This is a genomic window from Pseudomonas frederiksbergensis (genome assembly GCF_000802155.2).
GTDB lineage: Bacteria > Pseudomonadota > Gammaproteobacteria > Pseudomonadales > Pseudomonadaceae > Aquipseudomonas > Aquipseudomonas frederiksbergensis_A.
Genome location: NZ_JQGJ02000002.1, coordinates 416,610 through 439,474, shown reverse-complemented (window position 1 = coordinate 439,474; position 22,865 = coordinate 416,610). Strand labels below are relative to the sequence as shown.

Sequence of the window (22,865 nt, the reverse complement as noted above, 5' to 3'; positions counted from 1 at the left end):
CCTAAGTCAAACGAAGCCGGCCACCGGTATGGATGCAAGCGCATACCATAGGTTAGCAGCCGGGCAATCTTGGTGTGCAAGAGCCATAAAAACAAGACGGGAGACCCTGATGAACAACGACAGCGCGGCACTGGACCTGGCAACCGCTTATTCTGCCGTATCGCAAATGTACCGCGGCACCGACCTGGATATTCACGCGGTGTGCCGCGAGCAACGGCTGAAATCGCCCATCTATGAAGGCGACTTCATCACCCAGTTCGGCGTTCCGACCAATGCCGGGACCCAGCAGGGCACTCGCCCGACCTTCGCCTTGTTCAAGTACCAGGATGTGATGACCGTCCTGCGCGACGGTGCGACCTACACCAGTGGATTCATTGCCGAAGGTCTGGGCGCGTTCTTCGATGGCCTGATCATTCTTGCCATGGACGGTGACGAACACCGCAAGGTCCGCGCCTTGCTGCAACCGGCATTCATGCCGGAGACCGTGAACAAATGGCGCCCGCAGATCGATCAAGTGATTCGCGAAGAATACATCCGGCCGATGCTGCCAGCGAAGAAGGCCGACTTGATGAAGTTCGGCCTCGAACTGCCGATTCGCATCATGTACGCCTTGATGGGCTTCCCTTCGGATGACCCCTCCAAGTACAAGCAATACGCCGCCTGGGCCTTGGCCATTGTCGGCGGCAACCAGATTGACCCGAGCAAAATGGCTGAAGCGCGCCGCCAGGCCGGCATCGCCGTCAAAGGGCTGTACGACGCGCTGGCCGAGGTCGTGGTGCAACGCCGTGCCGAGGGTAGCCAGGGCGATGATGTGATCGGGCGTTTGCTGCGTGCCGAATACGAAGGGCGCACGCTGGATGACCATGAAGTGATCACCTTCACCCGCTCGTTGTTGCCGGCCGCTGGCGAAACCACCACGCGCATGTTCGGCTCGGTGATGACCTTGCTACTGACCACGCCCGGCCTGCTGGAGCGCGTCAAGGCCGACCGCTCGCTGATCGGTAAACTGATGGACGAAACCACCCGCTTCGAGCCGGTCGCCACCTTCAAGGTGCGTGAAACCGCCAAAGAAGTGGAGTTTCACGGCGTGAAGATTCCCAAGGGTTCGTTTGTCCAGTGCATGGTGGTGTCCGCCAACCGCGACGAAGACGCTTTTGAAAACCCCGATGTATTCGACATCGATCGCAAGCCAAAACCCTCCTTTGGTTTTGGCTTTGGCCCGCACATGTGCATCGGTCAATTCGTAGCCAAGGTGGAAATCAGCTGCGCGGTCAACGCGATCCTCGATCTATTCCCCAATTTGCGCCTCGACCCGAGCGAGCCTGTCCCGCAGATCGGCGGGGCGCAACTGCGCGGCGTGTCCAAGCTTCCGGTGATCTGGGACTAACCACGCCTAAGAGCCATCTCCAGGCCTCAACAAAAACAACAGAGGGCATTATGAGAACGTTCAAGACCATTCCGGAACGCGGTGATTTTGGCTTTCAACAACTGGTCGGGCCGCACAAGGTCACGGGGGCTTCGATGTCCGCCGAACGCGGTTTCTTCGGGCTGCACCTGAGCAAGAGTTCCCCGTTCGGGTCGGTACGCGATGAACAAGGCAACATCTATTCATTCGTGCGTTCGCTGATGGCGCCCAATGGCACCCCGAACCCGACCAAGTTCTTCTACCTGAACAACCACGTCGACAACGTCAACCTGCGCATGGACCACGAAAAAATGGCCCGGCAGGCCCTGACGCCGTTGCCCGTGCACAGCCTGGAAGGCGATGTCGCACGCTGGGCCAGCCAACCGGGTGAGCCCGGTAATGGTTGGGAAATCACGGCCAGCAGCGAGCGCCTGACCTGGAAGGAAGAAGGCCTGTTTCACCTGGAAGGGCGTCTGCTCGGCCCGGGACTGCAGTGGTACTTGCCGGGTGTGGACTGGGGCACCTTCTACGTTTCGCAGTTGTGGGACATCGCCGGTGTCTGCGAGGGGCGGGCGGTGAAAGGTGCCATGGCGCTGGACCAGTTCTACATGGCCGAAGGCGGCGCTATTCACTTCAAGAAAGACCTGGTGGTGAACAACAACAAGCACGTGATCTGGTGGTCCTTTGTCACCGTTTACAAAGACGGCAGCTGGGACACCGGTTCCTTCATGGTCGGTCACGACCACTTGGGCTACGCCATTTTCAACAATGAAAAGGGCGAGGTACGGGTCACCACCGATATCGAAGGGCAAACCGTGCACAAGGACGGCAGTTACTTCCTGAAGTCGGCCAAAATTGTCCTGGAAGGCCAGGAAGAGTGGGAGTTCCTGCCCGACGAGAAGGGGGAGATGATCGACTTCGTCGGTGGCTTCCCGATCACGGCGCAGCAGGAAGGACGCTGGCGTCGGGTGGGCGATACCCGTGAGCCTTCGCACTGGCTGGGCTGGGGCGAATCGGACCGACGTAACGGCTCGGCCCGTAACGTTCCAGGCAAGGACCTGTAGTCGGTCGGGTGCGCCGGGTTGCGATGGGTTACCCGGCGCGCGCGCTGCGTCAAAAGCCTCTTCTAATAACAACAATGAGGAACCGCAATGAAATTCCGTGACAAAGTCGTGCTGGTCACCGGTGCCGGTCGAGGCATGGGCCGTGCCATTGCCCTGGCCTATGCCCGCGAGGGCGCCAAGGTGGTCGTATCGGCACGCACCGCTCGATACGGCGAAGAAACGATCAGCCAGATCAAGGCCCTGGGCGGTGAGGCCTGTCTGGTCGGTGGCGACATCGCCGACCGCGAGGCGATCAAGTCGATGGTGGAAGGTGGCGTGGAGCGTTTTGGCGGCCTGGATATCGTGGTGCATTGCGCGGCCGATACGAGCCACGGATTGATCGCCGACATGGCCGATGACACCTTCGATCACATCGTGCGCAGCAACATCCAGTCGTTGTTCTGGCTGGCCAAGGACAGCGCCTTTTACCTGTCCCGGGCGGTCGATAAAGGCCGGTTGATATTCATCTCCTCCGGCGAAGCCAACCGCAAATATACGCCTCGACTGATTGCCTATAGCTCCAGCAAAGCCTTTATGAACGCCTTCGCTCGTGGCTTGGCGGTGGAGTTCGGCGCCATGAATATTCTGGTCAATGTTGTCGAGCCCGGGCTGATCGGCACTGACCATATGCTGGAAACCCTGGGCAATGAACTGCCGCATAAACTCGCGGCACATTTTCCCGTGGGGCGTTTGGGTGAGTCCGCCGACATTGCCAATGCCGTACTGTTTCTGACCTCCAACGAGGCCTCCTACATCACTGGCACCTCGCTGCTGGTGGATGGAGGCGCCACCATGGTCGCGCTGCCCAAAGTCGAAGAAATCCTCAAGGGCCACTAATCATGTCGCGCGTCCGCAATGGCGGGCCGCGCTGGGAGTCAGGTCATGACTACAAATACACGCAACAGCACCACCTCGGCCCACGCCGGCAATGATTTCTCCGAGTTCAAGCGTGGCTGGCACATTGTCCTGCTGGGGTTGTTTGGCATCTGCACGAGCATTTCCGCTGCGTTGCTGTATTCCTTCGGCACCCTGGTGATTCCGCTGGAGCAGGCGTTCGGCTGGAGTCGTGGCGACTTGCAGGCCTCGATCACCTTTCTGTTTGCTGGTGTGGCGATTTCCACGCAGTTGGTGGGTGGGTTGTATCGCCGTTACGGATTGCGCCGAGTGGCGATTGTTTCGATGGTGCTGCAGATCGTCGGTTACCTGGCCATCACCCGGATCCAGGGCTCGATTGGCTGGTTGTACCTGGCATTCTTCATCATGCCGATCATCTGCGCCGGCACCATTGCGATTACCTGGACACAACTGGTCAACCTGTGGTTCGAGCGTAATCGTGGGTTGGCGCTGGCCGTGATCCTGTGTGGCACCGGCTTGATGGCGATGATTCTGCCGCCGCTGTTGTCGCGGTTGATTGCCGCCTACGGCTGGCAGGCCGGGTTCATTGCGTTGGCGGCGATGCCGATGCTGTTTACCCTGCCTTTGTCATTGATGTGGTTACGCATGCCGGCACCGCTCGCCAGTGCTGATGCCACGCCTCAGAAAGCGCTTGCGCAACTGACTGGCATGTCGTTCAGACAAGCCTTGCGCTCAGGGATGTACTGGGGCTTCAACGTCGCGTTGATATTGTCGGTGTCGTTGACCGTCGGCATGGTCACCAACCTCGTGCCGATGCTGCAAAGCAAGGGCTTGAGCCCCCAGCAGGCCAGTCAGATTTTCAGCAGCTTTGGTATTTCCATCATCGGCGGACGTTTGTTGGTGGGCTATCTGCTGGATCGCTATTCACCTTCGGTGGTCGCGGCCGTGAGCCTGGCGCTACCGGCGCTGGGTTGTGCGATCTTCCTCTTGGGCGGGGCGCAGAACACCTCGTTGCTGGTCCTTGCCACCCTGTGCATTGGCGCCAGTGCCGGGGCTGAATTCGATCTGGCGGCCTTCCTGATGGCCCGCTATTTCGGCCTGAAGGACTACGCGCGAATCTTTGGTTTGCACCTGTGCCTGATTACCATCGTCTCCGGGCTGGTGCCCATGCTGTTCGGTCATCTTTATGACGTGTACGGCAGTTATTCGGCGGTGCTGGTGTGCTGTTTCTGTTGCGCCATCATCGGTCCGATCATTCTGTTGTGGTTGAAGATGGAGCCGGCATTCCTGGCCCGTCAACAAAACCCGCAGCAAGGACAACACGCCTGACCCCACCTGAGGATGAACCTGATATGAGCATGGACAAACAAGCAATCGAGCACTTCCTGCACGGCCAGATCGACTGCTGGAATAAAGGCGACAAAGAGGGTTTTTTCGCCCATTACCGCAGCGTCTCGGCCAATGGCTTGAGTATCGAATATGTCGGCAAACCCCTGCATGATGCCTGGCAGGTGTTGGAAGGCATGTGGGCGCTACAGCAGCCGAAGATTCGCGTGGAGGTGCGCCAGTGCATCGTCAATGGCAATGAGGCGGCCTGTCATCACCTGAACGCCTTTCGCGAGCAGCAAGGTGGCATCGAGACGATCGAGTTGTACCGATTCGAAGACGGCAAGTTGTCTGTGCGTTATTTCATCAACCAGTAACCGTGGACGCCCTGGTGCGTGCAGCTTTTGTCAAGAAAGGCTATGCGCACCTGCGGTTATTCGCCATCGGTGGAGCAGGTCAGCGGCCGCCACTGCTCGATTTGCGCGAGCATCTTGTCGAGCTTGTCGCGGACTTGCTGATAAGCGTCGGAGCCTGCCAGGTAACGCAACGGTGGCTGCGCACTGTTGGCCAGCTGTACCAGCGCGCTGCCCAGTTTCGTCGGGCTGCCGGTTTGCCGGTGGTTGTAGGCGGCCGAAGCGCTTTTGACCTTGGCGGTGAATGTTGCGTAATCCTCTAGCCCACCTGCACCGAAGACCGCTGAACTGGCGTCGAGAAAGTCGGTACGGAAAACGCCGGGTTCCACCAGCGTGACCTTGATACCGAACGGCGCCACCTCCAGGGCCAGTGATTCGGAAAAACCTTCCACGGCAAATTTCGACGCGCAATACAGCGCCGCACCGCCCATGCCCACCAGGCCGCCCATCGAGGACAGATTGAATATATGGCCGCTGCGTTGCTGGCGCATGATGGGTAAGACGGCACGGCAGACGTTGAACACACCAAACACGTTGGTCGCGAACTGCTTGTCGGCGTCGCTGGCGAAATTGTCTTCAAAGGGCCCCAGTTGCCCGTAGCCGGCATTGTTGACCAGCACATCAATTCGGCCAAAACGCGCAACGGCCTTCTCTGCGGCGGCAAGCGCCTGGGCTTCATCGGTCACATCCAGGGCCACTGCCAGCACGCGCTCGCCATACTCGGCGAAGACATTTTCCAGCGCGTCGGTGCGCCTGCCGCTGACCACCACACGGTCGCCGTCGGTCAGCGCGGCCTTGGCAATGGCGGCACCCAGGCCTCGGGCCGCACCGGTAATAAACCAGACTTTGTTCATCGCATCGCTCCAGGCATTGTGCAAAAAAAAGCCGCGTCAGCTTTGGGGCGGGCGCGGCTGCGGGTTTACAGGTCCGCAGTGCTCAGTCGCGATTGGCCACTTCCCAGGCCTTCAGGTCGAAACCGTCAGCGGCGGCTTCGACAGCCGTCAGCTTGGGCGCGCGGGCGAGGATCTTGCGCGCGGCCATGTGATCACCCATGCGGTTGCAAGACTCCACGGCCACCAGGCGGTCATTGCGGAAACACAGCACAGAGACTTGTTTCTCGTCGACGGAGCCGAGGACAACGGTGCTGTCGTAGCCATTGGAGAGCCCGGCAATCTGCAGCTTCAAGTCCCCCTGATCGGTCCAGAACCAGGGCAGGGCGCTGTAAGGCGCCGGCTTGCCCATCAAGCGCGCGACGACCGCGCGGGCCTGGTCGACGGCGTTCTGCACCGACTCGAGGCGGGTATGTTGTTCATCGTTCTGCTGGCAAGGGAAACTGGCGACGTCGCCCACCGCGGAGATTCGCGGGTCAGAAGTCAGGAGGCTGGCGTCTACCTTGATGCCGTTCTCGATGTCCAGGCCTGCTTCGGTCGCCAGTTGCGCGTTGGGGATCACGCCGATACCAAAGACCACCAGGTCAGCGGGCAGGACACGTCCGTCACCGGTTTGCACCGCGCACACCTTGCCGTTGTCGCCATCGATGCGGCTCAAGCCCTGGCGGAAGTCAAAATGCACGCCCCAGGCTTCATGGGCCTGGCGAAACACTGCAGACATCTCCCGCGACACGGCACGGGCCATGGGGCGCTCACCCAGCTCCAACACGTGCACGCTGGCGCCCAAGGCAGCGGCCACTGCCGCGAACTCCAGGCCGATAAACCCGGCCCCAATCACCACCACGTTGCGCGCTGCTTTCGCGAGCGGCGCCAGGGCATCGGCATCGGCTTTGGTCTTGATACCGAACACTTGCGCCAACTCTGCGCCGGGAACCGGCAGGGGACGGTTGTGCGCACCGGTGGCCAACACCAGATGGTCATAACTGACAGCCGCACCCGAGGCCAGGATCACCCGTTGGTTCTGGCGGTCAATGGCGCTGACCTGGTCATGTAGCAGTTCAATACGCTGGGTGGCGTAAAAGTCCGCCGGGCGAAACAGCAGATTGGTCGCCTGGATTTTGCCGAGCAGATAGGCCTTGGACAGCGGCGGTCGCTGATAGGGCAGGCCTGGTTCATCGCCGATCAGGGTAATGCGCCCGTCATAGCCTTCCTGACGCAGGGAGGCAGCGACCTGAAAGCCGGCCTGGCCGGCACCGACGATAACGACTGAGGCGAGGGTCATGAGAGCTCCTTCAAGTGCATTCAGAATTGCGACGACGGCAGGTGCAGCACCATGCCGTCCATTTCTTGGCTGATGATCAACTGGCAGCTCAAGCGGCTGTTGTCGCGGCGTTCGAAGGCGTACTCGAGCATGTCGCTTTCCATGCCTTGCGGTGCTTGCACCTTGCCCAGCCAGGCCTCGTCCACGTAGGTATGGCAAGTAGCGCAACTGCAGGCGCCACCGCAGTCGGCGGAAATACCGGGCACCGAGGCGAAGGTCGCGGCTTGCATCACCGATTGGCCGATGTCGCCCTTGACCTGATGGGTGGTGCCGTTGTGTTCGATAAACGTCAATGTGGGCATGTTCTGCTCCGGTTCTTGTTGTGGGGGGAGGGCTCAGGATTGGCTGGGAAGTGGTTGCGCATTGAAGCGTGGTACGCGTCCCAGGGTCAGTAAAAGCAGCGGACCGACCAGGCAACAGGCGGCGCTGTACACCAGCATTGCCGTGTACGAACCAGTACGTGCCAGCAGGTAGGCGAAAAGCAATGGCGCCAGCGCCGAAGCCACGGTATTCAAGCCCTGATGGACGCCAAACAGACGACCGTACTCGCGCAGGCCGAAGTAGCGGGCAATCAAAAAGGCGGCAATATCGAATTCTGCCCCGGCGCCAAAGCCGATCAGTACGGCAGCCAGCATCAGCGGCGCAAATTCAGCGGTGGGGCTCAGGTAGATAAAACAACCGACGGCGGGCAACACCAGGCTGAGCGCGGACACCGCCGGTGGCCACAGGCGATCGAGCAGATAGCCGATCAACATCCGGCCGAAGATCAGCGAAATACCAAAACCGCTGAAAATGGTGGCGGCATCCGCAGCGGACAACCCCCTGGATTGCAGCATGGGCACGGTGCTCGTGACCATGCCAACGATCGAAGAAATCACCAGGCTGAGCGCCAGGTTGCAGGTCCAGAACTTCAGCGAGCCCATACCCTCACGAAAGCCCATGCCGGGCAATCGCTCCAGTGCATGGCCGTCGTCTTGGCTACCCGCCGCAGCGGGCAGCTTGAACCACAGCAGAATCAGAGGCAACAAAACCAGCAGGTTGAGCAGGGCGAGAATCACGAAGGCCGCGCGCCAGTCCCATTGTTCGATCCCCCATGCCATCAACCGGGGAATAGTGGCGGCGGTGAGACCGGTGCCGGACAGGCCGATGGCCAATGCCAGGCCGCGATTGCGGTCAAACCAAAGGCTCAACAGTTGTGTCCAGGTCACCGCCAGTGCGCCCATGCCCACGATCGGCAGCACTGCAAAGGCGATGTACATCGACCAGATCGATTGGGTCAGTTGGGTTGTCGCCAGGTAGCCGAGTGACAACAACAGCAGGGAAATGACCGTGACGCGCTTCATGCCATAGCGCAGGTTGAACCAACCCACCAGTTGCAGTGACACCACGGCGCCGCCAAACAGAAAGGTGATGCAGGCCTGCAGCTCGCTTCTGCTCCAGCCAAAGGCATCGCCGAGCGGCACGACCAATGTGCCGAAGCCATAGAGCAGGGCGGCATTGATGCTGATGGCAACACCGGCGACGGACAAAATGAGAATTTTCCAGCTCTGTCGAAATTCGCGCGGATCGATTGCGGCTTGGTTTGTAGACGGGTGCATGGGGTTGGCTTCCTTATAGGTTTTGTTGAGCCAAGCATTGCTACAAGGGGGAAATGAATCCACCCTCAGCAGATTCTTTGAACAGAATCTGGTTTTTTATTCAGAATAAAATCAAAAATTCCGCTTTGTCCAGCCCAACCATCTGACTTATAGACAAACGAATTCCCTGCGTGGGGGCCTCCTTCGGACCAATCTGGGCCTCTGGGAGCGAGCAAGTTCGCCCACATGGATCTTTGTCTGGCACGGCGATCGTCCCAGGTGACTGCCAGCATAGCCGTGCCAAATATTAATTGCACATAAAATAAAATAGTGTTCATAATTTGCCGAGGCTGAACCTGATAAGGAGAAAAAAATGAGTTCAGAAAAAGCGCAATTCAAAGCCGTGGTAGACCGTAGCCGCTGCTGTGGTTATGGTTTATGTGCCGCGATTTGCCCCAGCCTGTACAAGCTCGATGCCGATGGCCTGGTGTATTTCGACGACGCCCATATCCCCCCGGAGTTGGAGGAGGAGGCCCGTGAGGGCGCTGCCGCCTGTCCCGCCGAGGCGATCTGGCTTGAACCCATCACCTCGGAAAACGAAGCCGTTTGACGGCATGAACGTTTGCCGCAATGTGATAACCACAGAGGTGAGGGTGTGCTGATGGGACGTTTACAAGACAAAGTGGCGTTGATCACCGGTACCGGTGGTGGCCAGGGCCGGGCGGCGGCGCTGCGTTTTGCCCGCGAAGGCGCAATCGTGGTTGGTTGCGACGTGGTTGCCGAAGGTCATGAGGAGACGGCGGCCTTGCTGCGGGCCGAGGGCCATACCCTGTATGGCTCGGCGCCTGTGGACCTGGGCGATCATGAACAGGCCCAGGCCTGGATCGATGCCGCCGTCGCCGAACATGGGCGCATCGACATTCTCTACAACAATGCTTCCGCCGCTCGTTTCGGACTGGTCAGCGAACTGTCGATCGAGGATTGGCAGTACACCATGCGCAATGAAATCGACCTGCTGTTCTATACCACCAAGTATGCCTGGCCCCACCTGGCCGAGCAGCGCGGGGTGATCATCAACGTATCGTCCACCGCAGCCTGGGGCGGCTCGAAAGTCGCCGGCATCAGCGCCCACTCGGCAGCAAAGGGGGCCGTGGTGTCGTTCACTCGCCAGCTGGCGGTGGAGGGCGCCCCGTTCGGCATCCGTGCGGTCAGCTTGAGTCCGGGATTTGTCGCCACCCCGGGTACCCGGCCGTTTCTGGAAGACCCGAAGATTCGCGCCATGCTGCTGGACGGCGTATTGATGGATCGCCCCGGCGAGCCTGAGGAAGTGGTGGCCATGGCGGTATTTGTCGCTTCGGATGAGGCCTCATTCATCACCGGTTCAGACTTCGTCATCGACGGTGGGTTGCTGGCTGTCTAGCGCGGCGTCAGGGCGGGTGCCGCAGGCACCTTTCATCTCGAACAATAAAAAGGTGAATAACGTGGACATCATCGGTATCGGTTACATGGGCTTCGAAACCCCCAATCTCGAGGCGTGGCGTGAGTACGGCCCGCAGGTAATGGGCTTTGGTATCGGCAAGAATCCCGAGAGTGACCCGGAGTCGCTGTACTTCAAAATCGACGATCGACGCCATCGCTTCGCTTTTCATCCAGGCAAGGTAGACCGAATTGCCTACATCGGCTGGGAAGCGGTGGGGCGCATGGCGTTCGAAGAGGGCATCAGGAAGCTGGCGGCGGCGAATGTCGACTACAGCCGTGGCGACGCCCAATTGTGTGAAAAGCGCGGTGTGCGCGAATTGGTGCGCTTCCGCGACCCCGTGGGGTATCAGCACGAACTGTTTTACGGGCAGAAATGGCTGCCGCGCTCGTTCCAGCCAGGGCGTCCCCACAGTGGTTTCCTGGCTGACGAACGGGGCGCGGGCCATGTGGTGCTGATCACCCCGGACTACACCCCGGAACTGGAAGACTTTCTGCTCAACGTGATGGGCTTCAGTTGGTATGGCGCGGGTGCGGGCAAAGGGCGAACCGGTTTCTTCCGCTCCAAACTCAACCATCACACCAGCCATGATATTGCCTATGGCCATGGGCCGGGACGCATGGGGGTGCAGCATGTCGGGCTGTTCGTGCGCAATGTGCGGGATGTCGGGGAAACCTACGACATCGTGCGCCAGCGTGGGCTGCCGATGATGATGACCCTCGGCCAACATGCCCAGGACCCGCACCTGTCGTTCTACCATTTCAATCCGTCCGGTTTTGCCTTCGAGACCATTGCTGAAATCGAGCCATGGCAAGGCGATCCCTATGAGTTGAACCCGGAAAAACTCAGCCTGTGGGGCCACGAAATGGTTGGCCCGATTCTCGGTCCCAGCGTCAAGACGCCGGAAGAAGTGCTCGATGCCGAGTACCTGCCGACGTACCTGGCCAAGCGCTGATATGCGTCTGGCGCGGGTCGAAGTCGCTGGGCAGGCGTTCTGGGCACTGTTGGATGGGCAAACCGAGCATTTGCGGCGGATTAACGCGCCGTTTTCCCACTGGGTCGGGCTGTGCGCGGATCTTGCGATAGACGCCCTGGACCTGGCAGGCCAATGGTTGCCGTTGTCAGCCGCGCGCCTGCTCGCGCCCTTGGAGCCGGGCAGCCGCGTCTTTGGTGTGGGCCTCAACTACCTCAGTCATCTCAAGCGCCTGGGCAGTGATGCGCCGGCGCACCCGCTGGCCTACATGAAGCCTGGGTCGGCGCTGGTCGGTGCCGATGACGATATCGACTACTCACCCTTAACCGCCCAACTTGACTATGAGGTCGAACTGGTCGCCGTGGTGGGCCGACCGTTGCTGGATGAACCCCATGCCAGCGATTGCCTGCTGGGGTACACGGTGGGCAATGACATCAGTGCTCGGGATGCCGGCAAGCAGATTGGTCGCCTGGACCTGTTGACGCAGAAAGCCATGGATCGCACCACGCCGGTAGGTCCCTGGATCGTGACCACGGACGAAGTGGCCGTCAGGGGGCAACCGGCTCTGGAGATGCGCCTGAGCGTCAACGATGAGTTGCGCCAGCAGGACAATACCCGGCAGATGATTTTTCCCTTGGACGAGTTGCTCAATTATTTGGATGCGCGCATCAGCCTGCGCCCGGGTGACCTGGTGTTTACCGGTTCCACCCACGGCGTGGGGCTGGAAAGCGGGCGCTTTTTGCGCCCGGGTGACCGCGTCGAGGCCGAAATCGAAGGCATCGGCCGACTGCGCAATACCATTGCTGCGCCACGCCCGCTCAGCCCCGCCCGTGCGGTCGGGCGACTGGGCCTGCCGCTGGATAAGTGAAAGATCCTGTACCAAGTGACGGCGCCAGAGCGCGATGAATTTGATCGCCGTGTACGCTGTAGGTAAGGCGCGACGGCGCAACGGTGCGCAAAACTGGTGCCTTTACGGGGTCATGCCGAGATAAAGGAAAATTAGGACATACGCGCTGCAACTGATTGTATTTAAATATCTTTCTAGCGTCGCTAAGTTACTCAGGATGGGCTTTATAGGATTTTATAGTCAATTATAGAATCGGCTCTGAACGCCTGATTGAAGTTATGCCGAGGTAAGGGGGGGAATCAGGGGGTTGCCGAGATGAGGCAAAAATTAGTGCATTCGTTCTGTAACTTGCTGTATTTAAACGAACAGAATGGAAGTCCTGCTCAAGCGAAGGCGCGCTTAGCGTAATGGCTTCAGCCAGATACCGCTGAGGATCAGTTCGGCCTGCTGCGAATTAAGTAGGCCGATCTGGAGTTGGCAAAGGCACCGGGGTGTCGGTATCAAGGCTCTGAGCCCAGGTCTCGACCAATGCGTGATCGATCACCAAACCCTCGCTCACGTCGGCTAATGCCTCGCGTGTTAGATCAGCGAGTCGTTGGTCGTCATTTGTTGAATTGGCCATTCCGCGTCCATTTTGCCGTGCCCTGCTGCTAGCTGACGGGCGTTGGCTCTGAATAGCCCGTCTTCACGCCCTGGGTGGCGGCGTAATGGCGGGTTTGGAAAGCCAGGACATCCTGCATCTGCTTGCTGACGTCCTCTTCAAGCCCCCATTCATAGGCCAGCTTGTCGAGTTGGTAGCGAGAGACAAGCTGGGTCGCACGAGGTGAGCGTTCTGCTGGTTTCAGGTTCGACCAACTGCTGACAAAGCCTTTTAGGCGCGCGGCTTTGTCCGTTGATACACAGGGAAAGCGACGCAGCAGGTCGACGAGATAGAGGGCACGCAACTTCTGTTCAGGCTCGCGCAGCTTGCCTGCCACTTCACGCTGCAGTACCGGCACGAGGTCGCGCTCTTCGTACCACAACTGCTTGGCGAGTTCCACAAGAGCATCGGACGCAACTTGGCTAAGACGCTGCTGGGTGACAGTCTCCAGAAGCGTGCCAAAGCTTTGTTTACGATCCAGACGTGGCATCTCGCCCATCCTCCAGGTACTTCGCTGTGACCAGTTTCAGGCAGCTTAGCATTGCGCTTCGGTTGCCCACGGCATAATCGATTGCCTCTGTTGCCAGTGTAACAAACTGGCCGACATCGACACGGCCACATTCGATGAGCTGTTCGATATCAGATTGATCGTTTTGCGTAAAGCGGCCAAGCTTGGAGATGGCCAGATCCACGCCGGCGGCAACGAAGATATGCAGCGGCTGCTCACCCTCGAAACCCTCCATGGGGATGGCGCGCTCGCGGTAGTCCTCGTGCAGTGGCCCGAGGGCATTGGTGTAGTTCTGGTCCAGGTACACCTGCAAGTCGCGGCCGTCGCTGTCCTCATAACCCTCTGGCGGTGTGTAGACGGCCATGATCTCGTCCTTACGCAGCACACGGGCCGCCTCGATCTCCGCATCGACGTCCGCACTACCACGCGCATGGGTGAGCAGGTGCACCGCGCAGCCGCCGAAGATTAAGACTTTGAGCGAGCCTGGCGGATTGCCATCCAGTAGCGGCAAGGCCCGGGCGAACAGATTACCAATGGCCTGGCCCAGTGGCGTAGTCAGCCGGACAGGTTCAGCAGCCCCCTCATTGGCAGTCTCAAGTAGTGTCATCTTCACCTCCGCTCAGCGCTTAGGCTCAGTGTGCCGGTTCATGTGTTACATGCGCCATCGCTGTTCGCAAGCGGCGCCCCGAGTAGCTTCAGCTGTGTAGTGGCTTCGACCAAGCGCTCCTGCAGGCCCTGCGCCTGCTGCGCCTGAAGCGCGGAGGCTTCGCTCAGCCGGGACACCTCCTCCTGCAATGTGCGACAACGCTGATCAAGGGCTTTATTCGTGCGTTCGGAGCCGGCCAGCGTGCTCTGCAGGGCCTCCAGGGTCTGAGTTTTCTGCGCCACTAGCTGTTGCTGTGCATGTCGCTCTTTTTGCAACTGCCGCGCCTCGGTGAGCAAGCGTGCATTGTCGCGGTTCAGTTGCGTCAGTTCGTCCTGCTTGATTATCAAGGTCTGCTGCAGTTGCCGCAGTTCTAGTTGCAGTTGTTGTACCTGCGACTCGTGTCGGCGTTGTTCCTGCTCACGCTGTTCCTTGCTGGCCTGTCGGTAGTGCTCCAGGGTGTCGCGCGCATGTCGGTGTTTTTCCTCCAGCGAGTGGATCTGTGCGTCGCGATCCTTGTGCCGCTCCTCGAGGTCACGATTAGCCTGCTGTAGGCGGGCGTTCTCGATCTCGGCCTGTTGCCGTTGCTCGCGTGCCTGCTGCAACTCGTGATGAGTGGCCTGAAGTCGTTCCGCGTCGAGCGCGGTCTGGCCTTCCAGTTGTTGGATGCGGCTTTCGGCCTGTCGAAACCGATGCTGGAAATCGAGCCGTTCGCGGGCCAGTTGTTCGCGCTCCTGGGCCACGGCGGCCTGCGTCTCCTCCTCAAGCTGATCTGCCAGTTGGCTGACCAGATTGGCCAACTGTTCGCTGAGCGGGATCACGGCCGCATCCCGGCCGCGCTCGGCGTCTTCAAGCTCTTTCAGGTAGCGGTGAATGGTGGTCTTTGAACCGGTATTGCCCAGCTCGATGCGCACCGCATCAATACTGGGGTGAATGCCGCGGGCGAGGAGGGCATTCCTGGCTTTCTGCACGACAGCTTTGTTGATGCCACCGCGGGCCATAAGTGGGACTCCTGACGATTTCGTTCTGTGGTACGTACCATGTAAATACATAGCACTTTATCAAAAATTTCCTATCTATTCTCTTCGTATTCTAGAATTGGGTAATCACGAATTATCCAAGGTGAAGCGGCTTTTTCGTCGTTTGCCAGTCGCTCACCGGTACACCAGGGGGATAGGCCCAGATGAGCCAGGACATCGAGCGGTACCTGCAGGCCGGCACCCGCGCCAACACGCGGCGCAGCTACCAGCAGGCGCTCGAGCACTTCGAGGTGACTTGGGGTGGCTTCTTGCCGGCGACCAGTGATGCCATCGTGCGCTACCTGGTCGACCACGCCGCCACGCTGTCCAGCAACACGCTCAAGCTGCGCCTGGCAGCCCTGGCGCAGTGGCATGTCAGCCAGGGTTTTCCGGATCCAACCAAGACCCCACTGGTCCGTCAGGTCCTCAAAGGCATCCGTACGCTGCATCCGCGTCAGGAGAAGCAGGCCGAACCCTTGCAGCTGCGCCAGCTCGAGCAGTGCGTGCTGTGGTTGGAGCAGGCCGAGGGGAGAGCACGAGCGGAGGACGACTGGCCGCGGTTGCTGCGCTGTTGCCGCGACCGTGCACTGGTCCTGATTGGCTTCTGGCGGGCGTTCCGCAGTGATGAGTTGTGCCGCCTGCAGGTCGAGCACATCCAGGTAAGGCCCGGGGAGGGCATGCAACTGTTCCTACCCTGGAGCAAAGGTGACCGGGACAACCAAGGCCAGACCTTTAGCGCACCGGCGTTGGCCAGGCTGTGCCCGGTACAGGCCTACGTCGACTGGATTAGCCTGGCGAGCATTGCGCGTGGTCCGGTCTTCCGTGGAGTTGATCGCTGGGGGCACTTAAGTGAGCAGGGTTTGCACCCAAATAGCGTTGTCCCACTCATGCGCGCTGTCCTGCAGGCGGCAGGGCTGCCTGCTGAGCTGTACAGTAGCCACTCGCTGCGCCGCGGTTTTGCCACCTGGGCCACCCGCAGCGGCTGGGATCTCAAAGCGCTGATGCAGTACGTAGGCTGGAGCGATGGTCAATCTGCATTGCGTTATGTCGAGAGCACAGGAGTGTTCCCTGGGCAGCTGAGTGCGCTACAACACATCTCAAACTGGCCCGAGGGATTGCCATAAGACCGCCTTCCGCTGCCCCGATCTGCACCTAGCTGCGCACTGGGAACACCAGCTCGTCATGTGCGGTGCAAATGAGTCGATGATCCAGCACATGGAAAATTGCAGGGTTCTTGGCATCCTGGGCACCCACAAAGAAGAGGTAACTGCGGGATGCCTGCTTGTCTTTTTTGGCTTTTATGTTCTCTTGGCGGGCTATTTCCAGCTCATTTTTCAGTCGCCCGCGCCCGCCGCTGCTGACCACTCTCTCCAAAGGACGACCGCCTGGTAAGGCGTTAGTTTTTTCTCTTCCCATTCGCCCGCGTTGAGTGAAATGGTCAAGTGTTCGGGCGATTCAGCGGCTGGCGTCCAGGCCAGCTCTCCATAGAAAACGCGCGCATTAGGACATGGCTCCAACTCTTTCGACCGAAGTTTCTTGAAGGCGGTCTGATAGGTCGTTGGGGCAATACCCGGAATAGCTAAGGAAAGATGCCTATCGAAGGGGAAGCGCAAAAAAGCACGGCAGATAGGACGAATACTGTTTGCTGCGCGTCGTCCCTCTCGGCGCACCAGGCCAGTGGCTCCATCCGACCGCCTGACGCTCTGTGTTTGAGACTCGGTGTGAGGAAGCGCAGGATCGACGATGGTACGGTCTTCAATTAGCTGCAGCCGGGCGGGCGATAAACCTGGCGAGGTCTCCAACTCCTGCTGAACACTGCCGCGCTTGCCCTGCGCTATAACCTTGGTTTCGCCCTCCACCTCACAACCTGAGACGTGAGGGTCACGCAGTTGAAAGTGAGCCCGAACCAAGTTCTCCGGGCGGTAGGAACGCGGGAAGGCCTGAGTTTGGCAGCCAGGGCATTGGTAGCCATAGGTATCCACTGCCGCCAGCAGTTTAAGGTCTTCGGCCTCAACAATTTCCTGGGTAATACGATCACGAGCGTTGTCCATGACGCTGAAGTCTCCATTGGGGCGGGGGTGGGTGTTCGGCTTATGCAGCTCACCGCATACTGTCCGAATGGGTCGGACTAAATAAAGGGGTGAAATGGTGAGCGATGAGCTTTATGTTTCCGTCGACGTAGAAACTTCCGGGCCAGTACCGGGCATCTATAGCCTGCTTTCCATCGGCGCTTGCGTCGTCTCAGAGCCCGCTCAGTCAATCTATCTCGAGCTCCAGCCAGACGGCCTACAGCACGATCCGGAGGCTGTCGCCGTAACTGGCCTTGCCCTCACCAAGCTCGAAAACGAAGGACTAGCCCCACAGACGGCGATGCTCAAGCTGGAACAATGGTTGAACCAGCTATGTTCGGCAGATCAGAAAGTCGTTTTCGTGGGGCTGAATGCCCCGTTTGACTGGTCGTTCATCAACTACTACTTCCATAAGTATTCTGGGGGGAACCCCTTTGGGTTCACCGCACTCGACATGAAGGCGTATTACATGGGGGTTACCGGCTGCCGCTGGAAGGAAACTAAATCCTCGCAGATGACAGCTCGGCTCAAGCCTCAAAGCGCACCCAGCCATAACGCGTTGGACGACGCACGATTTCAGGCGGAGCTTTTTGCTCTCATGCTGGCAGAAGCACATAACCGCTAACCTGGCCAGTTACCCCATGCAGCTTCAACATAACGCCCCTCCCTGAAGGACCAAGCCTTTATGCCTTCAGGGCTGCTGGAGTTGCCCACGATGATTGCCAGCGGGTGCGGCAGATCTTGCGTGTAGCGCGCTGCAAACCTGGAAAAACTCCCGACATCCGTGGGGGAGATCATAGGAATGCTTTGCGGGTGAGTATGCCAGTACCCCACCAGTCGGAGCCCGGCAGCATTGGCTCGTTCAATTTCATCTCTGCAGCGGTGGGCATTCAACTCTAGCCAAGCTCTTCCAGCCCGATCATCTCGATGGGGGGGAGTCGCCAAGGCAAGTACCAGTCCGGCAGCGCTTGCGGGGTCAACAAATAGCTGTCCCCCACGCTCCACATCGAAGCGCCTCTGCCGATAGCGCTCCAACAGATTCGCAACGTCCTGCGATACCAACAGATGCGTGTCCACCCCGGACATTGCCCCCAACAGATCACGAACAGGGATGTCGTTGATCGTCGCGAAATGCTGACTTTGCACTATCACCGGAATGGCTCTGCCGCCGTCAGGCGTGGTTGCGGCCAACCGGATTCGCTCCAAATACGCCTGGTGCAGGCCGCTCAGATCGCTTTCTGGGTAGCCATCAGCATCGCGATCTATTTTTTCATGGCAGCCAGGGCAGAGCAGCATGAGGTTAGCGGTATCGTTGGTGAGCGACTCGGCCTTAGCCTCATCATGATCATCTCGCCCCCTTGGCCCCTTCGGGCTGGCTGGCAGGATGTGGGCTACCTCGCCCCATTTCATGGGCTTTCCTGCACGATAATCGTACGTGAGGTCCGTGCCACAGAGCTCGCAATGACCAGCTGATTGGATCCAGACGATGCGCTTCGTCTCATTATCGGTATCGTACCGCCCGTTGGCAGGCTTAGACTTTTCTTGTTTTTCCACTTGCCCTCCTTGGGCATCTGGATCCCAGATACGTACTGGCTCTTTAAGATCAAATGAGGCCATCAAGCCAGAATTCAAGGGGGCTGAAGCGAAGCAGCTCAAATAAGGCTGCTTCGCTTAAGACCTCCGGTCTGCGAGCAGTTTCAGCGCACAAATGAACCCCCACATGCAGCGCTAGGGCGGCCCATGAATTAACCAGCACCAGTGTCGGGACTGGTGCCAACATCACGACCAGAGGTTGCCATGATGAAAAGTCTTATTGAACGACTTGGGCTGCCCCAAAGCCAAAAGAGCCTGTATCAAGCGACCATGGCAGGACTCCAAGTCGAGCTAACCACTCTCTTGGCGGAGGAGCTGGGGATTGAGTCCTGCGTCGTGGCAGACTGGATCGGCATTGCTCCAGAGGCTTCCCGCATGACGCCAGCAGAAGGCGATGCGTTTTGTCGACTGGCGAATCTTGTCGACGTGCTGATGAACGCCTTGGGGTCAGATCAAGCCGCAGCGACTCGCTGGCTCACGTCGCCAAATATTGCGCTAGGAAATGTGCAACCCGTTTCTCTGCTGAGCACCGAGGTCGGTGGTCGAGCTGTACGCCAGGTGTTGCTCGCCATTGAGTACGGACTGCCGGTCTGACTGAGCCGCTGCTCTTATATCTTGGGGCTTTGGGCCTTCACGAACCCAGGCGTATGCTGCCTGAGGAGTAGTGGTTTCAATGGAGACAGAAATGACAATGCCGAACGAGCGCTCTCGCGCGGTAATAATGACTCGAGATTTTCTCGTTGAACTGTCCCGAGATAGCCGATAGCAGACTGCCTGAGAAGGTGCGGCGAGATGCCAAGTTCCTTTTGCGGCACTTCCCTACACAGGACGATGTGTTTCTGGCGGGGCAAATAGAAGAGCAGTCGGAGACCTTGCCTCTGGGGGCTATGGGACCAGTCTTCAGTTCCTCGATTACAGGCTAGGTATAGCGCTCGGCGGGGCAGAAATGATAAAGGCGGCCTTAGAGGCCGCCTCGAACCAAGTTTCATCACCGGTACAGCGCCCGGGAGAGGAAGCTCTTGGGCTGCAGACATAGAGTAGCTGCAGGGGATTGCAAAACCAATTCATTTTACTGGGGGCTTTGGAACGGAGGCTTCCCAGGTGCTCACAAGCTCATCTACCCGATCTGGGATCTGTGGCGACTTACTGAGCACAAAACAGCGGGCGGTACCGACATACTCCTCAATGAGGAAAAGGCTGTCCCCGACGTCGACACCGAGCTCTTGGAGCACCTCGTCGTGAATGCGAATAGCTCCGTCGCCATCCCAGTCTTCGATGACCAACTGCATCGATTTCATCTGCACATACCTACTCAGGTGACAGGCTGCCCTTCAGGCTCATGATTTCTCGCTGGATCTTCTTCAGCAGCTCATCTGGCTTCAGTCCGGGCGTCTGCCTTTGATACGCCAAAACCAGCAGTGTCAAAGGATGAATGCCGACAACCTCGGCAATTTGCTCAACCTTTTCGATCGATGGCTTCCACTTGCCGCGCTCGATTGCACTGATATAGCTCTGGCTGGGTCCCAGCCCTTCCTGGGGCAGATCCTTCAAATTTCGCAGATTCTTGATCACCAGACCAAGCGCTTCATTGAGTTCCATTTGCTGTCTCGCAAAAGGAACGATGAAGCCTTTTTAGCGCCTCTTGGGCTATGCTATATATAGCTTAAAAGAGGGTGTGCTGATGTTTCTCACGTACAAGCGCGCTGAAATCGCGTATCCGCCGTTGTTTGGGGATGACATCCAAATGTGGCGATTCGTCGAGCTCGAGGAGCATCGCCCTTGGTTTTACGTGGTGATTAATCGCCGCCGTAAGACCTCCTCATGGCGGACGATGCTTCTGATTCCAACCGAGGAAGAGTTAGAGCACATGCTAGATAAGCGCGCCGATGGGACCCTAGTCGAGGCAGTCCAGGTTGTGCTGCCCGCGAGGATAAATGGTTCCAACGATTGGACAATGGAGAGACTGACCGAGCTGGTAAGGGTGTATGACCCAGACCAACGAGTCTTGGGCTACGACTTCAAAACGGCATCAGGCCAGACCTACTCGCACAGGGATTGCCTGTACTCGCAGGACGGAGCCAAGCATCAGGTCTATTGTTCAATGATGTGCCCCGCATGAGATCGCCACCGTTCGTGGTTTTTGGGTGGGTCACTCACTAGGTTTGGCCGGCTAATGAAGACTCTTCCCGAGAATATCCTGGACGTCATTCAACAGCTTCCAGAAGGTGAAATTCTGACACCAGGCAGACTCCTGCATCAGGGGACTCGACATGCTGTGCAGCGAGGGCTCTCTCGACTGGTCGAGGGTGGAAAGCTGTTTCGCGTTGCTCGGGGTCTTTATGTTGCAGCAGTCGAAACTCGGTTCGGCTTGCGCGCACCGGCACCTGAGAAGGTCGCCCGCTCATTGGCAAACGTGCAGCGTGAGCTGATAGTCGCCACTGGGGCTAGCGTCGCAAACAAATGGGGGCTGACAACGCAGGTTCCTATTCGGTATGTCTTTCTAACCACCGGGCGTTCTAGGAAGCTTCAGGTAGGCAAGACCACCGTATCGATTCGGCATGCGCCTCGATGGTTGATGGCTCTTGGCGCTACTGGAGCGGGGGACGCCATTCGAGTATTGGATTGGCTTGGTGAAGCAAGCGTGGGTGATGCCGTTTCCAAACTTCATAAGCTACTACCCGAGAACGAATGGGGGGCTCTAGTGTCAGCTCACCGCTCGTTGCCTATCTGGATGGCGAATGCAATCTGCGCTCAGTCGAATTGCACCTGCACCCACCCTGTCAAGTTGGGCTAGCGGTTAGCTGTAGCCTACTTACCGCCAGACCGGCATCATCTGGAATGGGGCAATTCGATGTGAAAGCCCGTGAGGCCAGCGGCTGAGGTGCACCAGATGCGGCCTTTGTGAGCCTCAATGATGGAGCGGGTGATGGCAAGACCGAGCCCGGCATTGCTCGGGCTTCCCTCCCGCCGAGCGGGGTCAACCCGGTAAAAGCGGTCGAAGAGCTTCTCTAGATGCTCTGAGCTGATTGTGTCCCCTGGGTTCTCGATGCTGAAGGTTGTGGAGCCCGCTGTCTCGCGGATCAAAACCGAAATTGTATGTCCCGCCGGCGTGTAGCGCAGTGCATTGGACAGCAAGTTGGAGAGTGCACGATCAAGCATCAGCCGATCTCCCAGCACTTGGCCTGTGCCTGTGAGCGATAGTTCAATGCCATGTTCTTCGGCCAGAAGGTGGTAGTAGTCAAACAGCTTGAAGACTACGTCAGCCAGTTCGATCCTGGCCTGCTCGGGGATGATCAGGCCATTATCAGCCTTGGCCAGGAACAGCATGTCATCAATCATCCGAGACATGCGCTTCAAGTCCTCCAGGTTGGAGTAGAGATTCTCTTCATAGGCATTGATATCGCGTTTCTTGCTCAGCACGACCTCGGTGTGGGTCATCAGGTTGCTAACGGGCGTGCGTAGCTCGTGGGCAATGTCGGCCGAAAAATTGGAGAGCCTAACGAAGGCATCCTCTAGCCGAGCCAACATCGCATTGAAGGATAGAACCAGTTGCTGAAGTTCCCGCGGCACTGGTTCGAGAGGGATTCGTTCCTGTAACGAGCGAGCGGACATCCCGGAGGCCACATGAGTGACTTGCCGCAGAGGCCTAAGGCCGCTGCGAGCAACCACCCAGCCGAGCGCGGCACTGAACAGGGCACTGATGACCAATCCAATCCAGAACCATCGTTGCAGCGTGTCGAAAAAGTGTGTGTGATTGGTGACGTCAAGAATCAGCAAAGCTGTGAGCGGCTCAGCCTGATCGGCTACCGAGATTTGCGCCGTCATGCCGCGGTACATGTGTTGGCCGTTCTGCCACTCCCACATGCTCTGCTCATTTTCACGTCTGAAACGCTCTGGTACTTCGACTGCTCTGGGGTCGGAGAACAGTACAGAACCGTCACTGGCCAGGATAGTGGCCGCCAGATCCTGATGGGCTCCCAGCAAGGCTCGCAACTGCGGTAATTCTTCCGAAAGGCTCGCTTCACCGCGAGCATTGTTGAGGATATGTTTGGCGGATTCGAGTTTCTCCACCAGGGCCTGCCGATCCAGCATCTTGAAGTGGTGCTGGCTGAGCATATTGAAACTCAGCCCTGCTACCGTCAGGACTGCAATTACCGCGGACATGAACATCAGGCTCATGCGTGCTGTCAGCGAAAGGTGCTTCAT

Annotated in this window: 28 protein-coding genes; 16 read left to right on the top strand and 12 right to left on the bottom strand. The window is 58.6% G+C overall.

Annotation, left to right across the window (positions count from 1 at the left end; all coding sequences use genetic code 11):
- Positions 1 to 109 precede the first annotated feature (109 nt).
- The 5 genes from JZ00_RS05065 (at position 110) to JZ00_RS05045 (ending at position 5,066) form a co-directional block, all read left to right on the top strand.
- On the top strand, positions 110 to 1,387 hold the full coding sequence (locus JZ00_RS05065; RefSeq protein WP_014338800.1) for a cytochrome P450: 1,278 nt from the start codon (positions 110 to 112) through the stop codon (positions 1,385 to 1,387).
- A gap of 50 nt (positions 1,388 to 1,437) precedes the next feature.
- Complete coding sequence (locus JZ00_RS05060) at positions 1,438 to 2,469, top strand: hypothetical protein (protein ID WP_014338801.1); 1,032 nt, start codon at positions 1,438 to 1,440, stop codon at positions 2,467 to 2,469.
- An 87-nt stretch (positions 2,470 to 2,556) separates the two neighbouring features.
- Positions 2,557 to 3,345: an SDR family NAD(P)-dependent oxidoreductase gene (locus JZ00_RS05055; protein WP_014338802.1), complete on the top strand. Its 789-nt coding sequence runs from the start codon at positions 2,557 to 2,559 to the stop codon at positions 3,343 to 3,345.
- A gap of 45 nt (positions 3,346 to 3,390) precedes the next feature.
- A complete protein-coding gene (locus tag JZ00_RS05050) occupies positions 3,391 to 4,692 on the top strand; it encodes an MFS transporter (RefSeq protein ID WP_014338803.1) in 1,302 nt (433 codons plus the stop codon).
- A 23-nt stretch (positions 4,693 to 4,715) separates the two neighbouring features.
- Positions 4,716 to 5,066, top strand: coding sequence for a nuclear transport factor 2 family protein (locus tag JZ00_RS05045; protein ID WP_014338804.1), 351 nt, complete (start codon positions 4,716 to 4,718; stop codon positions 5,064 to 5,066).
- Between the two features lie 56 nt (positions 5,067 to 5,122).
- Here the strand turns inward: JZ00_RS05045 and JZ00_RS05040 are convergent, their stop codons facing one another.
- From JZ00_RS05040 to JZ00_RS05025, 4 genes are all read right to left on the bottom strand, one after another.
- Positions 5,123 to 5,956: an oxidoreductase gene (locus JZ00_RS05040; protein ID WP_014338805.1), complete on the bottom strand. Its 834-nt coding sequence runs from the start codon at positions 5,954 to 5,956 to the stop codon at positions 5,123 to 5,125.
- Positions 5,957 to 6,038: 82 nt separating this feature from the next.
- Positions 6,039 to 7,274, bottom strand: a complete 1,236-nt coding sequence (locus JZ00_RS05035; protein WP_014338806.1) for an NAD(P)/FAD-dependent oxidoreductase — start codon at positions 7,272 to 7,274, stop codon at positions 6,039 to 6,041.
- Positions 7,275 to 7,294: 20 nt separating this feature from the next.
- Positions 7,295 to 7,615, bottom strand: a complete 321-nt coding sequence (locus JZ00_RS05030; protein ID WP_014338807.1) for a 2Fe-2S iron-sulfur cluster-binding protein — start codon at positions 7,613 to 7,615, stop codon at positions 7,295 to 7,297.
- Positions 7,616 to 7,648: 33 nt separating this feature from the next.
- Entirely contained in the window at positions 7,649 to 8,911 is a 1,263-nt protein-coding gene (locus JZ00_RS05025) for an MFS transporter (protein WP_014338808.1), read from the bottom strand.
- A gap of 352 nt (positions 8,912 to 9,263) precedes the next feature.
- Here JZ00_RS05025 and JZ00_RS05020 point away from each other — a divergent pair, with 352 nt between their 5' ends.
- The 4 genes from JZ00_RS05020 (at position 9,264) to JZ00_RS05005 (ending at position 12,208) form a co-directional block, all read left to right on the top strand.
- Positions 9,264 to 9,500 carry a ferredoxin gene (locus JZ00_RS05020; protein WP_014338809.1) on the top strand — a complete coding sequence of 79 codons (237 nt, stop codon included), beginning with the start codon at positions 9,264 to 9,266 and terminating at the stop codon, positions 9,498 to 9,500.
- A 51-nt stretch (positions 9,501 to 9,551) separates the two neighbouring features.
- A complete protein-coding gene (locus tag JZ00_RS05015; protein WP_034114552.1) occupies positions 9,552 to 10,310 on the top strand; it encodes an SDR family NAD(P)-dependent oxidoreductase in 759 nt (252 codons plus the stop codon).
- Positions 10,311 to 10,371: 61 nt separating this feature from the next.
- Entirely contained in the window at positions 10,372 to 11,322 is a 951-nt protein-coding gene (locus JZ00_RS05010) for a 2,3-dihydroxybiphenyl 1,2-dioxygenase (protein WP_014338811.1), read from the top strand.
- A 1-nt stretch (position 11,323) separates the two neighbouring features.
- Positions 11,324 to 12,208: a fumarylacetoacetate hydrolase family protein gene (locus JZ00_RS05005; RefSeq protein ID WP_014338812.1), complete on the top strand. Its 885-nt coding sequence runs from the start codon at positions 11,324 to 11,326 to the stop codon at positions 12,206 to 12,208.
- A gap of 629 nt (positions 12,209 to 12,837) precedes the next feature.
- On the opposite strand, the gene JZ00_RS05000 is transcribed toward JZ00_RS05005, so the two are convergent.
- Genes JZ00_RS05000 through JZ00_RS04990 form a run of 3 tightly spaced genes read right to left on the bottom strand, consistent with a single transcriptional unit; the run spans position 12,838 to position 14,979 of the window.
- Entirely contained in the window at positions 12,838 to 13,317 is a 480-nt protein-coding gene (locus JZ00_RS05000) for a hypothetical protein (protein ID WP_004374702.1), read from the bottom strand.
- On the bottom strand, positions 13,298 to 13,942 hold the full coding sequence (locus tag JZ00_RS04995; RefSeq protein WP_039588650.1) for a DUF6036 family nucleotidyltransferase: 645 nt from the start codon (positions 13,940 to 13,942) through the stop codon (positions 13,298 to 13,300). Before JZ00_RS04995 ends, JZ00_RS05000 begins: the two co-directional genes overlap by 20 nt.
- Before the next feature lie 38 nt (positions 13,943 to 13,980).
- Positions 13,981 to 14,979 (bottom strand): DNA-binding protein, encoded by a 999-nt coding sequence (locus tag JZ00_RS04990; RefSeq protein ID WP_039588649.1) that lies wholly within the window; start codon positions 14,977 to 14,979, stop codon positions 13,981 to 13,983.
- A gap of 182 nt (positions 14,980 to 15,161) precedes the next feature.
- Between JZ00_RS04990 and JZ00_RS04985 the strand changes: the two genes are divergently transcribed.
- Positions 15,162 to 16,121, top strand: a complete 960-nt coding sequence (locus JZ00_RS04985; RefSeq protein WP_039588648.1) for a site-specific integrase — start codon at positions 15,162 to 15,164, stop codon at positions 16,119 to 16,121.
- A 210-nt stretch (positions 16,122 to 16,331) separates the two neighbouring features.
- On the opposite strand, the gene JZ00_RS30735 is transcribed toward JZ00_RS04985, so the two are convergent.
- Positions 16,332 to 17,048: a hypothetical protein gene (locus JZ00_RS30735; RefSeq protein WP_039588647.1), complete on the bottom strand. Its 717-nt coding sequence runs from the start codon at positions 17,046 to 17,048 to the stop codon at positions 16,332 to 16,334.
- Positions 17,049 to 17,142: 94 nt separating this feature from the next.
- Between JZ00_RS30735 and JZ00_RS04970 the strand changes: the two genes are divergently transcribed.
- Positions 17,143 to 17,691 carry a 3'-5' exonuclease gene (locus JZ00_RS04970; RefSeq protein ID WP_039588646.1) on the top strand — a complete coding sequence of 183 codons (549 nt, stop codon included), beginning with the start codon at positions 17,143 to 17,145 and terminating at the stop codon, positions 17,689 to 17,691.
- Here the strand turns inward: JZ00_RS04970 and JZ00_RS31375 are convergent.
- Positions 17,688 to 18,620 carry an HNH endonuclease gene (locus JZ00_RS31375; protein ID WP_152668401.1) on the bottom strand — a complete coding sequence of 311 codons (933 nt, stop codon included), beginning with the start codon at positions 18,618 to 18,620 and terminating at the stop codon, positions 17,688 to 17,690. The two genes, JZ00_RS04970 and JZ00_RS31375, sit on opposite strands and share 4 nt — an antisense overlap.
- Before the next feature lie 243 nt (positions 18,621 to 18,863).
- Here JZ00_RS31375 and JZ00_RS04960 point away from each other — a divergent pair, with 243 nt between their 5' ends.
- The 3 genes from JZ00_RS04960 (at position 18,864) to JZ00_RS31880 (ending at position 19,582) form a co-directional block, all read left to right on the top strand.
- Complete coding sequence (locus JZ00_RS04960; RefSeq protein WP_052742281.1) at positions 18,864 to 19,253, top strand: antitoxin Xre/MbcA/ParS toxin-binding domain-containing protein; 390 nt, start codon at positions 18,864 to 18,866, stop codon at positions 19,251 to 19,253.
- A 79-nt stretch (positions 19,254 to 19,332) separates the two neighbouring features.
- On the top strand, positions 19,333 to 19,425 hold the full coding sequence (locus tag JZ00_RS31885) for a BPSL0761 family protein (RefSeq protein WP_412177658.1): 93 nt from the start codon (positions 19,333 to 19,335) through the stop codon (positions 19,423 to 19,425).
- Between the two features lie 16 nt (positions 19,426 to 19,441).
- Complete coding sequence (locus JZ00_RS31880; protein WP_412177661.1) at positions 19,442 to 19,582, top strand: hypothetical protein; 141 nt, start codon at positions 19,442 to 19,444, stop codon at positions 19,580 to 19,582.
- Between the two features lie 141 nt (positions 19,583 to 19,723).
- Here JZ00_RS31880 and JZ00_RS04955 read toward each other — a convergent pair whose 3' ends face one another.
- Together JZ00_RS04955 and JZ00_RS04950 are read right to left on the bottom strand one after the other, a co-directional pair.
- Positions 19,724 to 19,948, bottom strand: a complete 225-nt coding sequence (locus JZ00_RS04955; RefSeq protein ID WP_412177660.1) for an AbrB/MazE/SpoVT family DNA-binding domain-containing protein — start codon at positions 19,946 to 19,948, stop codon at positions 19,724 to 19,726.
- Positions 19,949 to 19,967: 19 nt separating this feature from the next.
- On the bottom strand, positions 19,968 to 20,258 hold the full coding sequence (locus JZ00_RS04950) for a helix-turn-helix domain-containing protein (protein ID WP_039588644.1): 291 nt from the start codon (positions 20,256 to 20,258) through the stop codon (positions 19,968 to 19,970).
- 82 nt (positions 20,259 to 20,340) lie between these two features.
- Here JZ00_RS04950 and JZ00_RS31170 point away from each other — a divergent pair, with 82 nt between their 5' ends.
- A complete protein-coding gene (locus JZ00_RS31170) occupies positions 20,341 to 20,778 on the top strand; it encodes a hypothetical protein (RefSeq protein ID WP_200900470.1) in 438 nt (145 codons plus the stop codon).
- A gap of 54 nt (positions 20,779 to 20,832) precedes the next feature.
- Positions 20,833 to 21,453, top strand: a complete 621-nt coding sequence (locus JZ00_RS31365) for a DUF6088 family protein (RefSeq protein WP_039588643.1) — start codon at positions 20,833 to 20,835, stop codon at positions 21,451 to 21,453.
- Positions 21,454 to 21,488: 35 nt separating this feature from the next.
- Here JZ00_RS31365 and JZ00_RS04935 read toward each other — a convergent pair whose 3' ends face one another.
- Positions 21,489 to 22,865 (bottom strand): heavy metal sensor histidine kinase, encoded by a 1,377-nt coding sequence (locus tag JZ00_RS04935; protein ID WP_177326272.1) that lies wholly within the window; start codon positions 22,863 to 22,865, stop codon positions 21,489 to 21,491.

Excerpts from the sequence above, each read along its gene's own strand:
- JZ00_RS05035 (WP_014338806.1), bottom strand. The coding sequence starts at position 7,274 with ATGACCCTCGCCTCAGTCGTTATCGTCGGTGCCGGCCAGGCCGGCTTT.
- JZ00_RS04960 (WP_052742281.1), top strand. The coding sequence starts at position 18,864 with ATGATGAAAAGTCTTATTGAACGACTTGGGCTGCCCCAAAGCCAAAAG.
- JZ00_RS31365 (WP_039588643.1), top strand. The coding sequence starts at position 20,833 with ATGAAGACTCTTCCCGAGAATATCCTGGACGTCATTCAACAGCTTCCA.
- JZ00_RS05020 (WP_014338809.1), top strand. The coding sequence starts at position 9,264 with ATGAGTTCAGAAAAAGCGCAATTCAAAGCCGTGGTAGACCGTAGCCGC.
- JZ00_RS05030 (WP_014338807.1), bottom strand. The coding sequence starts at position 7,615 with ATGCCCACATTGACGTTTATCGAACACAACGGCACCACCCATCAGGTC.
- JZ00_RS04985 (WP_039588648.1), top strand. The coding sequence starts at position 15,162 with ATGAGCCAGGACATCGAGCGGTACCTGCAGGCCGGCACCCGCGCCAAC.
- JZ00_RS05000 (WP_004374702.1), bottom strand. The coding sequence starts at position 13,317 with ATGCCACGTCTGGATCGTAAACAAAGCTTTGGCACGCTTCTGGAGACT.
- JZ00_RS05040 (WP_014338805.1), bottom strand. The coding sequence starts at position 5,956 with ATGAACAAAGTCTGGTTTATTACCGGTGCGGCCCGAGGCCTGGGTGCC.
- JZ00_RS04935 (WP_177326272.1), bottom strand. The coding sequence starts at position 22,865 with ATGAAGCACCTTTCGCTGACAGCACGCATGAGCCTGATGTTCATGTCC.
- JZ00_RS05050 (WP_014338803.1), top strand. The coding sequence starts at position 3,391 with ATGACTACAAATACACGCAACAGCACCACCTCGGCCCACGCCGGCAAT.
- JZ00_RS05045 (WP_014338804.1), top strand. The coding sequence starts at position 4,716 with ATGAGCATGGACAAACAAGCAATCGAGCACTTCCTGCACGGCCAGATC.
- JZ00_RS04955 (WP_412177660.1), bottom strand. The coding sequence starts at position 19,948 with ATGCAGTTGGTCATCGAAGACTGGGATGGCGACGGAGCTATTCGCATT.
- JZ00_RS31885 (WP_412177658.1), top strand. The coding sequence starts at position 19,333 with ATGGAGACAGAAATGACAATGCCGAACGAGCGCTCTCGCGCGGTAATA.
- JZ00_RS05005 (WP_014338812.1), top strand. The coding sequence starts at position 11,324 with ATGCGTCTGGCGCGGGTCGAAGTCGCTGGGCAGGCGTTCTGGGCACTG.
- JZ00_RS31170 (WP_200900470.1), top strand. The coding sequence starts at position 20,341 with ATGTTTCTCACGTACAAGCGCGCTGAAATCGCGTATCCGCCGTTGTTT.
- JZ00_RS05065 (WP_014338800.1), top strand. The coding sequence starts at position 110 with ATGAACAACGACAGCGCGGCACTGGACCTGGCAACCGCTTATTCTGCC.
- JZ00_RS04970 (WP_039588646.1), top strand. The coding sequence starts at position 17,143 with ATGGTGAGCGATGAGCTTTATGTTTCCGTCGACGTAGAAACTTCCGGG.
- JZ00_RS04950 (WP_039588644.1), bottom strand. The coding sequence starts at position 20,258 with ATGGAACTCAATGAAGCGCTTGGTCTGGTGATCAAGAATCTGCGAAAT.
- JZ00_RS04995 (WP_039588650.1), bottom strand. The coding sequence starts at position 13,942 with ATGACACTACTTGAGACTGCCAATGAGGGGGCTGCTGAACCTGTCCGG.
- JZ00_RS04990 (WP_039588649.1), bottom strand. The coding sequence starts at position 14,979 with ATGGCCCGCGGTGGCATCAACAAAGCTGTCGTGCAGAAAGCCAGGAAT.
- JZ00_RS05025 (WP_014338808.1), bottom strand. The coding sequence starts at position 8,911 with ATGCACCCGTCTACAAACCAAGCCGCAATCGATCCGCGCGAATTTCGA.
- JZ00_RS05055 (WP_014338802.1), top strand. The coding sequence starts at position 2,557 with ATGAAATTCCGTGACAAAGTCGTGCTGGTCACCGGTGCCGGTCGAGGC.
- JZ00_RS05015 (WP_034114552.1), top strand. The coding sequence starts at position 9,552 with ATGGGACGTTTACAAGACAAAGTGGCGTTGATCACCGGTACCGGTGGT.
- JZ00_RS05060 (WP_014338801.1), top strand. The coding sequence starts at position 1,438 with ATGAGAACGTTCAAGACCATTCCGGAACGCGGTGATTTTGGCTTTCAA.
- JZ00_RS30735 (WP_039588647.1), bottom strand. The coding sequence starts at position 17,048 with ATGGACAACGCTCGTGATCGTATTACCCAGGAAATTGTTGAGGCCGAA.